Origin of the sequence: Parafrankia sp. EUN1f (assembly GCF_000177675.1) — a bacterium.
Classification (GTDB): Bacteria; Actinomycetota; Actinomycetes; order Frankiales; family Frankiaceae; genus Parafrankia.
The window spans coordinates 12913-28451 of record NZ_ADGX01000032.1; the positions used below are offsets into that span (position 1 = coordinate 12913).

The 15539-nt window shown below is 70.8% G+C and carries 12 protein-coding genes and 1 tRNA gene; 5 read left to right on the top strand and 8 right to left on the bottom strand.

Annotated features, from left to right (window positions below; translation table 11 throughout):
• Positions 1 to 85 precede the first annotated feature (85 nt).
• The 3 genes from cmk (at position 86) to der (ending at position 3488) form a co-directional block, all read left to right on the top strand.
• Entirely contained in the window at positions 86 to 925 is an 840-nt protein-coding gene (cmk, locus tag FREUN1FDRAFT_RS12220; protein WP_006540353.1) for a (d)CMP kinase, read from the top strand.
• On the top strand, positions 922 to 1956 hold the full coding sequence (locus tag FREUN1FDRAFT_RS12225; protein ID WP_006540354.1) for a 1-acyl-sn-glycerol-3-phosphate acyltransferase: 1035 nt from the start codon (positions 922 to 924) through the stop codon (positions 1954 to 1956). The genes cmk and FREUN1FDRAFT_RS12225 overlap by 4 nt, the downstream gene beginning before the upstream one ends.
• A 131-nt stretch (positions 1957 to 2087) precedes the next feature.
• Complete coding sequence (gene der, locus FREUN1FDRAFT_RS12230) at positions 2088 to 3488, top strand: ribosome biogenesis GTPase Der (RefSeq protein ID WP_006540355.1); 1401 nt, start codon at positions 2088 to 2090, stop codon at positions 3486 to 3488.
• A gap of 10 nt (positions 3489 to 3498) precedes the next feature.
• Here the strand turns inward: der and FREUN1FDRAFT_RS46190 are convergent, their stop codons facing one another.
• From FREUN1FDRAFT_RS46190 to FREUN1FDRAFT_RS12255, 5 genes are all read right to left on the bottom strand, one after another.
• The gene (locus tag FREUN1FDRAFT_RS46190) at positions 3499 to 6552 is read right to left on the bottom strand and encodes an SAV_2336 N-terminal domain-related protein (RefSeq protein WP_006540356.1); all 3054 of its coding nucleotides are present in this window, start codon (positions 6550 to 6552) and stop codon (positions 3499 to 3501) included.
• On the bottom strand, positions 6549 to 7409 hold the full coding sequence (locus tag FREUN1FDRAFT_RS12240; RefSeq protein ID WP_006540357.1) for a MoxR family ATPase: 861 nt from the start codon (positions 7407 to 7409) through the stop codon (positions 6549 to 6551). Before FREUN1FDRAFT_RS12240 ends, FREUN1FDRAFT_RS46190 begins: the two co-directional genes overlap by 4 nt.
• A gap of 79 nt (positions 7410 to 7488) precedes the next feature.
• Positions 7489 to 9414, bottom strand: coding sequence for a TIR domain-containing protein (locus tag FREUN1FDRAFT_RS40640; protein ID WP_232295155.1), 1926 nt, complete (start codon positions 9412 to 9414; stop codon positions 7489 to 7491).
• A 311-nt stretch (positions 9415 to 9725) separates the two neighbouring features.
• Positions 9726 to 9799, bottom strand: a tRNA-Pro gene (locus FREUN1FDRAFT_RS12250).
• 266 nt (positions 9800 to 10065) lie between these two features.
• Complete coding sequence (locus FREUN1FDRAFT_RS12255; RefSeq protein ID WP_006540359.1) at positions 10066 to 10602, bottom strand: hypothetical protein; 537 nt, start codon at positions 10600 to 10602, stop codon at positions 10066 to 10068.
• A 384-nt stretch (positions 10603 to 10986) separates the two neighbouring features.
• Between FREUN1FDRAFT_RS12255 and FREUN1FDRAFT_RS12260 the strand changes: the two genes are divergently transcribed.
• On the top strand, positions 10987 to 11901 hold the full coding sequence (locus tag FREUN1FDRAFT_RS12260; protein ID WP_083828669.1) for a class F sortase: 915 nt from the start codon (positions 10987 to 10989) through the stop codon (positions 11899 to 11901).
• A gap of 63 nt (positions 11902 to 11964) precedes the next feature.
• Here FREUN1FDRAFT_RS12260 and FREUN1FDRAFT_RS12265 read toward each other — a convergent pair whose 3' ends face one another.
• Positions 11965 to 13314 carry a HAMP domain-containing sensor histidine kinase gene (locus FREUN1FDRAFT_RS12265; protein WP_006540361.1) on the bottom strand — a complete coding sequence of 450 codons (1350 nt, stop codon included), beginning with the start codon at positions 13312 to 13314 and terminating at the stop codon, positions 11965 to 11967.
• A gap of 20 nt (positions 13315 to 13334) precedes the next feature.
• Positions 13335 to 13994 carry a response regulator transcription factor gene (locus tag FREUN1FDRAFT_RS12270; protein ID WP_006540362.1) on the bottom strand — a complete coding sequence of 220 codons (660 nt, stop codon included), beginning with the start codon at positions 13992 to 13994 and terminating at the stop codon, positions 13335 to 13337.
• A gap of 144 nt (positions 13995 to 14138) precedes the next feature.
• Between FREUN1FDRAFT_RS12270 and FREUN1FDRAFT_RS12275 the strand changes: the two genes are divergently transcribed.
• Complete coding sequence (locus FREUN1FDRAFT_RS12275) at positions 14139 to 14933, top strand: hypothetical protein (RefSeq protein ID WP_006540363.1); 795 nt, start codon at positions 14139 to 14141, stop codon at positions 14931 to 14933.
• A 23-nt stretch (positions 14934 to 14956) separates the two neighbouring features.
• On the opposite strand, the gene FREUN1FDRAFT_RS12280 is transcribed toward FREUN1FDRAFT_RS12275, so the two are convergent.
• Positions 14957 to 15199: a hypothetical protein gene (locus tag FREUN1FDRAFT_RS12280; RefSeq protein WP_006540364.1), complete on the bottom strand. Its 243-nt coding sequence runs from the start codon at positions 15197 to 15199 to the stop codon at positions 14957 to 14959.
• Positions 15200 to 15539 lie beyond the last annotated feature (340 nt).

A 15539-nucleotide genomic window follows, 5' to 3' on the forward strand; every position in this document is an offset into this window, starting at 1 on the left:
GACCTCGGTGCGTGGGTTCGGCGCCGCCGGCCGGTTGCACAGAAACATGCGGGTCGACAGACACGCGTCCGGACGGAGGAGACGGGTGAGCCCCGACGACGGGTCCGCTGCGCCGGGGGTTGCGACCACCGGCAGCCACGACGATGTTTTCGTGACGGAGGACCAGGAGACCACGCGGTCTTCGTCCTCGTCGCAGGCGGGAGCCGCTCCCGCGCCCGACCCCGCCCGGTCCGCCGCCGGCGGCCTCGTGGTCGCGGTGGACGGGCCCGGCGGCTCCGGGAAGAGCACCGTTTCCAGGCAGATCGCACGTCAGCTGCGGCTGCGGTACCTGGACACGGGTGCCATGTACCGGGCGATCACCCAGGTCGCTCTGGACCGGCGCATCGACATCGAGGACCCGGTCGCGGTCGCGGAGGTCGCCGAGCGCACCGTGCTCACGATCGGCACCGACCCGGACCAGTCGACGATCCACGTCGACGGCGTCAACCTCGACGAGCAGATCCGCACCCGGGCCGTCACCAACGCGGTGAGCGCGATCGCGGCCGTTCCCGCGGTGCGGGCGCGACTCGTCGCCCAGCAGCGAGAGATCATCGCCGAGTCGCTCGCCGCCGGCGGCATCGTGGTCGAGGGCCGCGACATCGGCTCGGTCGTCGCCCCGGACGCCCCCGTGAAGGTCTTCCTCACCGCGTCGACCGAGGTGCGCGCGCTGCGGCGGTCCCGCCAGCTGGGGGAGAAGGGCGTCGACGACGTGGCCCGCACCCTCGCCGAGCTCGACCGGCGGGACGCGCTCGACAGCTCCCGGACGGTCGACCCGCTGTCCATCCCGGAGGGCGCCATCGTGCTGGACTCCAGCGCGCTGTCGGTCAGCGAGGTGGTGGACGAGGTCATGCGCCGCAGCGAGCACCTCCTGGCGCCGACACCATGACCAGTCCGGACGCCGTTACCAGTCCGGACGCCGTTACCAGTCCGGACGCCGTTACCAGCTCGGACGGACCGGTCAGTCCGGCGGGCCCGGCCGGCCAGAGTGGCGCACCGGCGGTGGATGATGCCGCCGCCGTCGGCGCCAAAGGGGCGGGCGCCGTCGACACGGTGAGCGCGGCTGAGGAGGCCGCGGGGGCGCCCGCGGCGCAGGTGGCGCTGGCGCGACCGGCCGAGCTGGCCGCCCAGCCCACCGCCTCGTCCTCGGTCACGTCCCCGGCCGCCGCCGCGTCCCCGGCCGCCACGGCCGCCGCGTCCACGGCAGCGAGCCGGGCCGGGGCCCGAGGCGCGGCGCCGGCGCACCGCGGTGCGGCGTCCAAGCCGTTCAACGACATCACGCACCGCGTGCTCAAGCCGCCGGTGCGCTGGGTGCTCAACCACCTCGTGATGAGCGTCACCCACGAGGGCTGGGAGAACATTCCCCGCGACGAGCCCCTGATCTTCGCCGGCAACCACAGCAGCTGGATGGACGGCCCGCTGGTCGTCATCGAGGCGCCGCGCACCGTGCGGTGCCTGGTGAAGTCCGAGATGTACAAGGGCATCGTGGGCTGGTGGCTGACGTTCGTCGGCCAGATCCCGGTGGACCGCGGGCGCCCGGACCGGGCCGCGCTGCACACCGCGCTGGACGAGCTCAGCCGCGGCGGGGCCATCGGCGTCTTCCCCGAGGGAACCCGCGGCAGCGGCGAGATGGCCGCCGTCCAGCACGGCATCGCCTACCTCGCGGTGCACGGGCGGTGCCGGGTGCTGCCGGTGGCCTGCATCAACACCGGGGACGCACTGCCGAAGGGCGCGCGCTGGCCACGGCGTTCGGTGAAGTGCCGGGTGGTGTTCGGGGAGCCGTTCGCGGTGGAGGTGCCGGCGAACCCCCGGTCCCGGCGGGCGCTCGCCGCCGTCGCGGAGGACATCCGGGTGCGTCTGGCCGACCATCTGACGACCGTGCGTGCCGGTGCGTCCGGGGAATCCGCGTCGGCGGAGTAAGTTCTACCGGATCGCTGTTTGTTCCGGGTGCGTCGGACGGGCCCGCCGTCCACGGAAGGGCAGCTCGTCAACCACCCACCGAGATGTCCAGCCCGAGCCGGATGTCCAGCCCGAGCCGGAGTGCAGCAGTCATGAACATCGAAGACCTCGCCGCCGAGACCCACGACGACCTCGCGGGCCGGAGCTCCTCGGCGTCGGGGCCGGCCGCCGGCGGGCAGCCGGTGCTCGCCGTCGTCGGGCGGCCCAACGTCGGCAAGTCGACGCTGGTCAACCGCATCCTCGGCCGCCGCGCCGCGGTCGTCGAGGACACTCCCGGCGTCACCCGCGACCGCGTCGCCTACGACGCGGTCTGGAACGGCCGTCGGTTCACCGTCGTCGACACCGGCGGCTGGGAGCCGGACGCCCGCGGCCTCGCCGCCAGGGTGGCCGAGCAGGCCCGGGCCGCCCTCGACACGGCCGACGGTGTGCTGTTCGTCATCGACACCACGGTCGGCGCGACCGACGCGGACGAGGCCGTCGCCCGGGTCCTGCACCGGTCGGGCCGGCCGGTCATCCTCGCGGCGAACAAGGTCGACGACGCGCGGACCGAGGCCGACGCGGCCGCGCTGTGGAGCCTGGGCCTGGGCGAGCCCTACCCCGTCTCCGCGCTGCACGGCCGCGGCAGCGGTGACCTGCTCGACGCGGTCCTCGCGGTGCTGCCCGAGGCGCCCAGGGAACGCTTCGTCGAGGAGGACGGCCCGCGGCGGGTGGCGCTGATCGGCCGGCCGAACGTCGGCAAGTCCAGCCTGCTCAACAAGATCGTGGGTGCCGAGCGCTCGCTGGTGCACGACGTCGCCGGCACCACCCGCGACCCGGTGGACGAGCTCGTCACCGTCGGCGGCGAGACCTGGATGTTCATCGACACGGCCGGGCTGCGGCGGCGGGTGAAGGAGGCGTCCGGCGCGGAGTACTACTCCTCGCTGCGGACGGCGTCCGCTCTGGAGGCCGCCGAGGTCGCGATCGTGCTGCTCGCCGCCGACGAGCCCATCACCGAGCAGGACCAGCGGATCATCAGCATGGTCACCGAAGCCGGGCGGGCCCTCGTGCTGGCGTTCAACAAGTGGGACCTGCTCGACACCGAGCGCCGGCTCGACCTGGAGCAGGAGATCGTCCGGGACCTGGGCCGCGTCGCCTGGGCGCCTCGGGTGAACATCTCCGCCCGCACCGGCCGTGCCACGGACAAGCTCGCGCCGGCCCTGCGCACCTCGCTGGAGTCCTGGGGCACCCGCATCCCGACGGGGCGTCTCAACGCCTGGCTCACCGAGATCGTCGCCGCGACGCCGCCGCCGTCACGGGGCGGCAAGATCCCCCGCGTGCTGTTCGCGACCCAGGCCGGGGTGCGCCCGCCCCGCTTCGTCGTGTTCACCACCGGCTTCCTGGAGTCGGCGTACCGGCGGTTCCTGGAGCGCAAGCTGCGGGAGGACTTCGGCTTCGCCGGCACCCCGATCGAGATCTCGATCCGGGTCCGCGAACGCGCCGACCGCCGCGCCTGATCCGCCCCGTTCAGATGCCCGCTTTTTCGGCCCGGCTGTTCGGATCCTGGCTGTAGAGGACCGTGGGGTCGATGATGCCGGCGTTCGTCAAAAGCGCCACCAGCGGTTCCAGCACCCGGTTCGGCTGCACTCGGTCGTAGAACCGGGGCCCCTGGCCGCCTTGCGCGGGAATGACGTCGACGCCGGTCGCCGAGGCGAAGTGGAGGGTCGCCCGCCGGCATTCATGTACCGGCGCGAGCCAGGCGGCCGCGTTCTGGCTGTGCAGGAGGGCGTACGCGTCGCGGCTCTCCTCCAGGAAGAGATCAAGATCGACGACGTCCCGCGGGCTTTTCCGGTGGTACCAGTCCTGGACGGGGGGCTGGAACCGCAAGAGGTCCGATTTGTTGACGACGACCGCGGCGTCGACGTCGTACAGGCCGGTATGGGGATCCATCCGGCCGGCGAGCCTGAGCTTCGCGAGTACCGCGTTGAACGCCTTGTCCTCGGTTCTTCTCGTCCGGCCCACGAGCCCGCTGTGATGCGGGTCGACGACGAAGACCAGGCCTCCGGCGGCGTTCACGAAGTCGGCGGAACGCCCGTTGCCGTCGAAATCCTCGCCTCTGATGTCGTAGAAGGTGACGAGGCGGCTCCGTCCCGTCCAGAGGTTCGTGATGATCACGGCGTCCACGAAGGACACCGCCTTCGACGTCGCCAGGGTGGCGGGCAGTACCTCCGACCGGACCAGCAGCGGGTTCACCTGGGTGCGCACGTATTCGCGGTGCCGACGCGGGTCGACCGCCGTCACCGACAGGCCGAGGTCGTCGAGGCCGCGCTGGCTCACCAGCTGGCCGATCATCGCCGCGAGCAGGTGGCTCTTGCCGACCGCGGTCGCCCCGACCATCCCGATGACGAACGGGTCGCCGTACCAGCCATAGGGATAGAAGAGGTAGTGCGCCGTGTCCTTGAACGGGTTCGGGCACCGGAGGTATTTGGTCGCCAGCCAGGCCTGGAATCGCAGCCGCCGCGGGTCCAGATCGTCCTCCCGGAAGTGCCGCAGAACCTCCTCGTCGACGGGCTCGTACACGTCCCGTTGGGGGTCGTACTCGTAGAACTCGCCCTCGTACGCGTCCGGCCATTCATCGAAGACGTACAGGCAGATCGGGCAACGCACCTCCCGCGGGAAGGCTCCAACCCGCTCGGCTTCGGTAACCCCCTGGAAGTCCGGACGCTGGAACCGGACCGCGTCGCGCAGACGTCGCAGCGGCCCGCGGTATGACGGCGCATCCCTGGGCGCCTGCGGGAGCGGCTCGGCTCGGCGAATCTCCTTCCTTTCCCGCAGCTCCTGGAACTCCTGGAGCCCGCTCGTCAGCTCCGGGGCCGGCGGTCGCGGCCCCGCCGGCTGGGCGCTCCCGGTGGATGGGGCCTGGCGAGGTGGTCCGGCAGCCCGGGTGCCGGACTGTGCGATCGGGTCGACCCGCGTTGCTGGGCTGGACCTCACACCGAGCCGGTGAAGGGTGGCCTGGTCAGCGGTGGCGAACGGGGCCAGGCCGGGGGGAACGCGGACGTCACCGGTCGGGCCGGCCGCCGCAGCCGCGAAACGCGGCGCCCGGCCGTCCTGACGAGGCACAAAGTTGCTGAGAGCCCGCACGACGGCCCACCTGTCACTGGCGGCCATCGACCGCAGGAGTGCCTGGCGCACCATTTCGTGGTGGTAGGTCAGGATCACCTCGCCGTGGCGGTCACGATCGACCTTAACCAGCCCGCTGACGATGAACTCGGCGAGGTCGCTGACGTTGGCGTCGACGACGACCTCCTGACGGAGCAGCTGTAAGACGGACAGCGAGAGCGTCGGATTTGTGGCGCCGAGGACCGCGAGCCGGAACGCGGCAGCGGGGGCGGACAGCCGAAAGGCCTGCACGAGTTCGGCCGCCGACTGCTCGTCGATCTCCCGCGGAGGATTCTTGCTGGCACCGGCTGGGCCAGGAGCAGGCCCGCTGTCGTCGGTGCCCGGCCCGGTGTCCTGGTTGAACAGGACGCCACCGGCACTGATCTGTGCCCGGCCGGCCAGCAGCGCGGCCCAGGCCGCAAGGGAGTAGGGCGCAACCGTGACCACCGGAAGCGGCGCCCACGATGATCCCGGAAGCGGTCGCTCCGGGCTTGCCGCGGCGACGGCAAGGTGGCGATTGTTCGCACCGGGCTGCCGGTTCGTCAGGTGGGCCCACCGAGTTCCCGCGCCGCCCAGTGCGGTCTGGTCCCACAGCCGCGACGGAAGGGGATTGACCAGGACCGTGGGTGCGGCCGAACCCAGCGTCCAGGCCAGCTCCGGCAGCGTGTCCGTGGCCCAGGCTGGATGCATGCAGTCCGTGAACAGCACGACGAGACGGCGGGACTGCGCACCGCGTAGCCGGGACAACGGCACATGGCGGTGCGAGGCGTCGGAGAGCACCAGATCACCATCAAGATCAAGAAATGACTGGCGGACGGTCCGGAAGACGCCGGCCTGCTGGAAGACAGCGAAGAGCTCGACGGCCAGTCCCTGCCACACCGCCATGGTGGCCGTGTCGTCGACGATGAGCTCGAGGTCGAACCGCCGTTCCGGCACCGGCCGGAGGATGGGCAGGAAACTCCCTGTGTCGGCGTAGGCGGCAGCGGTCGCCGCCAGGTCCAGGGTCTGTCTGATCCCGTTGCGGTGGGACATCCGCAGCGGCCGTGCCGCGCGGGCCAGGCCGAGCGGGCGAGGCAGCGCGCGGGCCCGGGGCACGAAGACCTCATGCGCGCGGATCGTGCCTTCGCTCGCGCGGGTGTCGAAGACCGGGCTCCGCGCCGATGTCGTCCCCGATGCCGGCCGGTTGGGCCCGAGTAGCCGCAGCCCTTTCGGCCCCGGGGGATCCGCGGCGTCGGTGTGCGTGTGCTCGGCGCTGTCGGGACCTGACGTGCGCTGGACTGCCTCGCCGGCATCGCCGTCGCCGGCGCGCGGTATGCCGCCGGCCCGGAGGGCCAACAGCAGGGCGTCCGCAAGCGCCTCCGGGTCGATGTGTATTCCGACATCCCGGAGGCTGCGAACGAGACCGGCGGCCGAGGTCATGTCGTGGACAGATCCCTGGTGAGCAGTTCCTCCAGCCGCCTGCGTTGCTCGCCTTCCGGAGGCATGTCGCGGGTCACCAGGTAGACCGCGTTCAGAAGCTGGTCGGTGGCGAGTGTCTCCCGTCGGCGGATCCGTTCGGCGAAGCTGGTGAGCAGCTCATCCACACCCGCCCGGGTCGCCGGATCCAGGCCGGCCAGACAGGCGTCGACAATGCGGCCCAGGAACTCCGGATCAGGATCGGGCATGGTGAAACGAATGCACCGGCGGAGGAACGGCGGCGGGAACTCACGGTCCCCGTTGCTGGTCGCAACGATGACGGGAAACTCCTGGCAGCGCACGACCCCGCCGCTGATCCGGCAGGTGTCAGGGCCGCCGTCCAGGCGGACGTCGAAGGTGTCCTCGGAGTGGCGCTTGAGCACGTCGATCTCGAACTCGCCCCGCTCGAGGACGTTCAGCAGGTCGCCGGGCAGGTCGACGTCGCTCTTGTCGAGCTCGTCCACGAGCAGCACCTTCGGGATTTTGGACGGTGCCAGGGCGGTGCCGAGCGGGCCCAGCCGAAGGAAACGCGTGAGCTCGTCCCGCTCCCCAAGCTGCTTGGCGTAGAGACGGCCCAGTGCGTCGTACCTGAACAGCGCATCCTCAAGCGTGCTGCGGGAGGTGACCGGCCACCACAGCGGCTCACCAAGCCCGAGCTCCCGGGCGACCGACAATGCGACGGTCGACTTCCCGGAACCCGGAGCACCGGTCAGCAGCAGCGGCCGGCGCAGCGACAGGGCGGCATTGACCGCCTCCACGAGCCCGTCGGGCGGCTGGAAGTCGAGCGGCTGGACGGGGGCACTGCCGGCGAGGCGGGCCAAACGCCGCCACGGGGGCGGGGCGGGAGCGTGACCGGCTTGTCGGGAGGCGACCCGTCGCCTCGGTAATACGGCATCCAGGTCATTTCTCAGCTCCACGTCTGATCTGCGACTGGCAGAACTTCAGCCAGCCTTTGTCCTCCCACACCGCTCGCAGGAAGGACAGCGGCGGTGCTTCGGTCGTGCCAGGCGTCGACTGGCGGCGTTGCAGATAGGCTCGGATGAGATCGTGCGGTAACTGCTCCCCCCAGCGGGTGCCGACCGCGTGTTTGATGTCGGGCCAGACCGTCGTCGGAGCGGAGTCCGACCACAGCACGATGGGGGAGAAGTCCAGAAGAACCTCGAGCAGGGCGGCCAGATCTGTAGACGGCGTGGCGAGCACACCCAGGGCCTGTTCGGGATAACGCCCCTTCTTGAGCTGGCGCCGTAGCTCGTGCGGGTCGGCGGTATCCGCAGGATCAATCCAGTGTACTGGCGGCACCGCGACCGAGCTGCTGATGCTTTCGAGGCGCCGGTCCGCGGACAGGAGTCCACGGCCACGGCGGAGCCGATCGCTCCACCGGATTGTGACGCGGTACATGGTTCCCAGCATCGGTCCGACGTCGATCTCCTCGGGTCGCCAGCCGTTCGGCCCGTCGGCGAGGAGCTTTGTCGGGACGGCCAGGTCCACCTGCTGGACATGGCGGTCCTGGTCCCACCGGGCCCATTCGAGCACCTTCACGACCTCCCGACTCGTTCTCTCCTCCCCGGGCGGCTCCACGAGATGCTCCTGGGAGATTGGGTATGACCGCGGTTTTTCGTTGCCGGAGTCGTCCACAAGCCATCCCTCGATCTGTTCTGGCCAGGATCCCTCATGTGAGTAGAGACTGACGACCAGCCGCCATCTTCCTTTCTCCCATTTCTCGACGAGCGAGAGGCGCCGTTCGTTCACCTCGTTCCAGTCCTCCATCGAGACGGCCCACTCGGTGAACGCACCACTCCACGGATCGGAGCCGGTCTCGCATGCCAGCCGAATGACGAAGTCCACCAGCGTGCGCTGGCAGGTCGGCCCGGCGGCGTCCGGGTACCGCAGCGCGACCCAGGCGACATAGTCCAGAGCACGTGTCGTCTGTGCGACAGGCATCCTCTCTGTGCCCGCGACGCCGGTCAGGGTGGCGTTCAACGCGCGCCGAAGCGCCGTCGTCGTCAGCCCGGGTATCCACTGGCGCAGAAACGTTGTCGTGCGTAGTGCGAAGGTGAGGTTCTCGGCGACCCAGGCGACATAGCTGGTCTCGAGCGACGGCAGCCGGCTGTCCATGTCGGCCTTGAGGGCCGACAACGCCTCGTCATCCCAGACCACCGGCGTCCTGACCGTCGCATGCAGGGGGGAAAGAGCGGCCTCGAGCTCGGTGAGTGCCCAGCCATCCAATGTCGCCGGTAATGCCCAGGACGCCGGCGCTGGAGCGCGCTCCAGGCTGCCGGTGGACGCACGGCCGCCGGCCGGTGCCGGCCGTTGTGACCCTGTGTTCTGTTGCCTTGGGAAAGGTGGTGCCGCCGCCTCCGTGCCGTTGCCTCGATACGGAGCGGACTTCCGCCCCTTCCCTTCTGGCCCTGGAAACGGAACCTCGCCGGTAGGCTTGCCCCGACCCGTCCTCGAGGCCGTGATACCGGCCAGAAGGCGGTCGCGGGCGCCGGACTCATCGAGGCCGACCAGATCGATCGGCGTGACAAAGCTGAGTACGCTCGGCGGCTCGCAGCTCTGTACCCGTACCGGCACCAGGCGTCGTTTGTCGCCGTCAGGGTCGTCCGTCCACGCCAGCCGCCACTCCGCGGTCCCGTAAACCGACGTCAGGTAGTCCGGGGAGAGAACGGCGAGCACCTGGTCGCAAGCGCGTACCCGATCCAGAGTCCCCATCCGGATGCTGCCCGGAACGACGTCCCAGGCTGCCACCAGCACGCTGTAACCGGCGTGCTCAAGCTGCCACGCGATCCACGCGGCCCACTCATGGTCGGCCGGCGCATAGGACACGAAATAGTCATGCCGTTCCCCCACACCCCCGTGCACGGAACGATATTCGCATCCCGCTCGTGGCCGGGCGAATCGCCCCCGTTCTTTTGCTCGCCGTCCAGCGGCCTGCGAATGGATTGCGCCCCTGTCGCGGCAGACACCGGCGCACAGTCATGAGGCTGGCCGCACAGTCATGAGGCTGGCAGGGTGCGGTACGACCGCACATTCCGACAGCACCGTACTGCTGGCGGCGGAGCGGCCCAGGTGGCGGAGCGCCCCATGAAAAACGAAAGCCTCTTCCACCTGGATCGGTAGAAGAGGCGTTTCACCTGTCGGGACGACAGGATTTGAACCTGCGACCCCCAGACCCCCAGTCTGGTGCGCTACCAAGCTGCGCCACGTCCCGTGCTGACCAACGTTACCTTACCGGAAAACCGGCGCCCCGACCGCGCCGGGTGGACCGGCTGCGAGTCGTGAGGTGTGACGCCGCCCCCAACGATCGGAAGTGGTGCCTGCCTGCGGTGCTGGTTGGCTGACCCAACCGTATCGCATGGGAGATCGGCCGCGTCCGTGGGGGGTGCGCGGGTGCCGTGGCCCGACTGAGATCCGGGATCGGCCGGTGCGGCGAACGCACACCGGCCGATCCCATCCTCATTTCTGGGGAGGGTCGGCTCAGATGGACCCGTGCCCGCGACGACGCATCCCTGCGCCGATCAGGAGGGCGCCGAGGCCGGCTCCGGCGATCGGCAGCAGCGGCGAGTTGTCCCCGCCGGCCGCGCCGCCGCCACCGGCACCGACGCCGCCCGCCGGGGCACCGCCGACGCCGACGCCGACCGCGCCACCTGCGATGACACCGGCGCCGACCGCGCAGTCCCGGTCCTTGTCGCGGTCCTTGTCGGCGAACCAGTCGTCCTTGTCGTCCTTGTCCCGGTCCTTGTCGTCGAACTTGTCGTCCTTGTCAAGGTCCTTGCCGTCCCTGCCGTCGACCTTGTCGTCGACCGCGGCGCGGGCTTCCTTGTCGTCCTTGTGGTCCTTGTCCTTGTCGCCGAAGATGTCCCAGTCGTCCTTGTCCTTATGGTCGGCGCACTTGCCCTTGTCATCAAAGATGTCGGCGTGCGCGGCCGTCAGGCCCGGCCCGAAGGTGAGGATGACGGAAGCCGCGCTCGACATGGCGAGAAGCGCGGCGCTCCGTCCCATTCCCTTCCTCATTTGGTCCCCTCTCTCACGCATGGTGACTACCCGATCACTGCGAGTGACACCATAGCGAGGACTGGTCCGGATGGGACGCAGCGAGACGGCGTGGTGCGACAGGTTCGAACGGCCGTGGGCTCGGTCGCGGACGGTGTGGCATTCCATTGCGGGACTTGAGGTGAGCCGCGCTCCCTGTGCCCATCGCCCTCGCTTGGTCGATGTGGCCGCGGCTGGTGCGCGCTCTCGTGCGACGCGGCCCCTGACTACGGTCCGCATCTTCCTCGTGTCGTTAGCATCACGTTACGTAGTTCCTGGAGGTCGTCGCGGGAGATCGTCCCGGGAGGCTCCAGGAGGACGGAGAGCGCTGTGGGACGTGCGGAGTCGGGGCGGTCGCCGACGCGGATGACGTTTTCACGCCTCCTGCTCGTCGCGGGCGCGGTGCTGATCGTCGGAAGCGGGTTCCGCCTGGCCGATGTCGGTTCCGATACTCCTTCGGACACGGAGCGTGTGGCGGTGAGCGGCCTAGGTACGGACGTCGGTCGCGCCGGCGGAGCGGGCGCTCCGGGTGCTTCCGGCGCCCCGGGCGCGAGCGTGACGCCCCTTCCGACGCTCCCGCCGGTCGTGGTGACCGATCCGACCCGGGTGCGGATCCCCGTGATCGGCGTGGACGCCCCGATCATCCGGCTCGGGCTCAACGCCGACAGCTCGCTGGACGTGCCGAAGAAGTGGGGAGAGGTCGGCTGGTACGACAAGGGCCCGGCACCGGGCGCGATGGGGCCCTCAGTGCTCGTCGGCCACTACGACTCGACCTCTGGACCGGCGGTGTTCTACCGGCTGCGGGCGCTGCGTCCCGGTGACCAGATCGAGGTCTCGTCTCCGGCCGGCCTGAAGACGACCTTCACCGTCGACCGGACCGAGGACGTGACCAAGAAGGCGTTCCCGACCGATCGGGCCTACGGGCCGGTGACCCGTCCGGAGCTGCGTCTGATCACCTGCACCGGTGCCTTTGACGAGAAGACCAAGCACTACCTCAGCAACCTGATCGTCTACGCGCACGCCAACAGCATTCCCGTGGCGCCTTCCACCGCTGTCGGACCAGCCGCGCCGGGCGGGACAGCGGTGGCACCCGCCTCGACGGCGTCACCTGCGCCTGCTCCGGTTGGTCCCGCTCCGGCCGGCTCCGCGGCGCCGGCTCCAGCCGGTCCGGCTCCGGCGGTGCTGCCAAACCCGACAGCACCTGCAGGCGGGCCTGCGGCGCAGTCATCACTGCCGGTGGTTCCGGGCCGGCCGGTCTCGGCAGTGCCAGGTGCGCAATAGCGGCTCGGATGTCCCGATGGCGGTGGGGGCATTGTGTTGGGGACAAATGGCCTCCCGATGGCCTCACCCGGCCGGTGTCACAGAGCCCGGTCGGGAAGCGGAACGGGCTGGCTGGCCGGTCGGCGCGAGCTTGGAGTTCGCCGGTGGCGGTGGCAGCGGCGGTGGCTGGGCCGGCAGGAAGACATCCATCTCCAGGCCGCCTTCGGGCCGGGACACGGCCCGGACCGAGCCGCCGTGGGCGCGGGCGATCGAGGCGACGATCGACAGGCCGAGGCCGGCACCGCGCTCCGGACTCCATGATCCCCGCCCTGCCCGGCTGAACGGCTCGAACAGGTCGGCGGCCGAGGACAGCCGCACCGGCGGGCCGGTGTTGGTGACGGACAGGACCGGATCCCCACCCTCACGTACCCACACCGTCCCGCCAGGCCGGTTGTACTTGATCGCGTTGTCCACCAGGTTGGAGACCATCCGCTCCAGCAGCAGCCGGTCGCCCCATACGGCGTAGGCCGGCGCCGCGGCACGGTCTCGGCCCGTGTGCTCCCATCGCAGGTCCACCCCGGCCGCGGTGGCGACCGGGCGGTGCATGTCGACGACAGCCGAGACGACTTCGCCGATGCGCACCACCTGCCGGGAGGCGAGCCCACGGTCGCTGCGCGCCAACACCAGCAGTCCCTCGATGAGCGCCTCGATACGTACGTTCAAGGTCAGCAGGCGGGTGCCCAGATCGTGCAGGGCCGGATCGGCCCCGGGGCGCTCCATCGCGACCTCGACAAGGGTTCGCTGCGCGGCCAACGGGGTGCGCAGCTCGTGTGACGCGTTGGCCACGAACCGGCGCTGGCCGTCGAAGGACCCAGCCAGCCGATCGAGCATCTCGTCGAAGGCGTCGGCCAGCTCGGTCAGCTCGTCGCGCGGCCCGCGCAGCCGGATCCGGGCGTCAAGGTTGTCCGCGCCGAGCCGGCGGGCCGTCGAGACCACCGCGTGCACGGGCCGCAAAGTCCGGTCGGCGGCCACCCACCCCAGCAGCAGTGCGAGGACCAGCGTCGCCCCGATCGCCACCCCGGACTGCACCAGCAGGGTGTTCAATACGTCCCCGCGATAGCTGCGGACCGCGCTCACCACGGTCAGGATGCTGGAATCCGGGCCCGGACCAGGCACGCCGACACCGAGTCCCGGCGACACGGAATCTCCCGGCGACACTGGATCTCCGGGCGCCGCGAGATCTCCGGGCGATGCGGACTCCGGTGCTCCGGGCGCCGCGCCGGTCGAACCGGTTGCGCCGAAGGCGGTTCCGGCGGCGATGGTCGCCGACGGCAGCGCGGCGCGTACCAGGACGTAGTTGACGGTCAGCAACACCACACCGCTGAGGAGGAACAGGCCGCCGCACATCAGCGCGAGCCGGACCTTGACCGACATCGCCCTCGGCCGGCGCTGCCTCAGTTGCCCAGACGGTATCCGACCCCGGCCACGGTCTCGATCAGCGGCGGCGATCCCAGCTTGCGGCGCAACGTCATCACCGCCATCCGTACCGCGTTGGTGAACGGATCGACGTTGGAATCCCACGCCTTCTCCAAGAGCTCCTCGGCACTGACCACAGCCCCGTCGGCCCGCATGAGAACCTCCAGGACGGCGAACTCCTTGCGGGACAGCAGGATGAAACGACCGTCCCGGGACACCTGGTGCCGCGGCACGTCCAGCTCGACACCGGCGCGGCGAAGTACCGGCGGCACCGCGGCACGGGCCCGCCGGCCCAGCGCCTGCACCCGGGCGACCAGCTCCGCGAACGCGAACGGCTTGGTCAGATAGTCGTCGGCCCCCACCCCGAACCCGTGCACCCGGTCGGCGACGTCCCCCGAGGCAGTCAGCATGATGACCCGGGTGTCGCCGCCGGCGGCCACCACAGCCCGGCACACATCGTCGCCGTGCACCACGGGAAGATCCCGGTCGAGCACGATCACGTCGTAGGGATGGAGCGCTGCCAGCTCCAGGGCGCTCGCCCCGTCCCCGCAGGTGTCCACCGCCATGGCCCGCTGGCGCAGGCCTTCGGCGATGGCCTCCGCCAGGATCACCTCGTCCTCGACCACCAGGATCCGCACGCAGCCGCCTCTCCACCTACGCCGATCATCGACCGCGGGCCATAAAGAAAGCGTAAGCCGCGACGCTTACGGGCCCCGGATCGCTCGGTCAATAGATCTGTTCGTGGCCGGCGAAACCGCGCCGGCCACGAGGTGAGGTGACTGATGAGACGACACTGGTCCGCGCGCGTGCTGCTCGGGACGGCGCTCGTGCTGGCGGCCTGCACTGGCAGCACCGCCGCAGCGATGGCGGCCGGGCCCGCGGGCACGCCTGAATCAGGTACCGCAGCGTCCGGTGCGCCGGCCCTCCCGCCGGGCAACGACGACTACACCCGGTGCCTCAAGGAGAACGGCGCCCAGGTGCAGACCGAATCGTCGGGAAGCCATCGGCGAACGGTGCGCCTGGTGATCGACTCCGAGCACGGGTCGAAGGCGGTGGAAGCCTGCGGGCAGTACGCGCCCGCACCCGGTGCCGTCGGTGGCCCGCCCTCGATCGAACCACTTACCGCGGAGCAGAACGCGACCGTCACGAAGTGCCTGCAGGACGCCGGGGTGACCTTCCCCGCTCCCGGCACCACGCAGGTACTGGGCCTTCCGCCGGCGGACGGGCCGGTCGTCGCCGGTTCGGGTTCCGGCCCGGCCGGCGTGCCCGGCCCGGCCGGCGTGCCCGGCGCGGCGGGCAGCGGCGGCCCGGTGCTCCGTGGCGAGTGGGGTTCCGGCGAAGGCCCGGTGCTCCACAGCGACAGCGACACGGATTCAGATGAGGGTCCGGTGTTCGTGGGCGAGGCGGGGGCTGGCGACGGCCCGGCACCTGACCTCCCCGACGCTCCCGACCCGAAGGTCACCAGCGCGCTCGCTCAGTGCGCGCAGGAGGCCGGCCTGCCCGGTCTCGCTCTGGAAACGCGCTCAGCGGACGGGACCACCACATCGGTGGTGGTCGTGAGCGCGGCCCGCGAGTAGGCCGAACCTGAGTCCCAGCCGCGTCAGGTGTGCACCGGTTCGGCCCGTCGCCGGTTCGGCCCGTCGCTGGTTCGGCCAGTTGCCGGACCACCGAGCACGCCTGGCGCGGCTTCGACCCGCTCCATGGTCACCCAGGCGAACGGCATCCCGGCGGTGATCGCCCGTCGTACCAGCATGGCGATCGCGTGGCGGGGCTCGGTCACGGACTCGACCCGGCAGCGGGGCCCGGGGTGTTCCCGGTGGGTCGCCAACGGTCGGGATTCCATTCAGTGGTCCTGCGCTGGTCTTCCGGGGGGCCGGGGATGCGCAGGGTGGCGGCGCGGCCCGATTCCGGCACGTCGGTGTGTGATTCGCGTGGCCAATGTGTATTGCCTGGGCGCTGCCTGCTTGGCGGTGCGGCGGCGATGGCACTGCCGGCGGTACACGGGGGTGTTCGCGTGATGCACCACCAAGGGTGGTATCCGGTCTACGGACGGCCTTCGCATTGTGTTTCGAGCGCATTGCCTGGAGGCGACGCACAGGCGCTCGCCAGCGGTGTCAGACCGCGGTCCGGGGGTGGGGCTTCGGTCGCCGCCGATGGCCGTCCGGGCCGCCGTCCACCCCTGC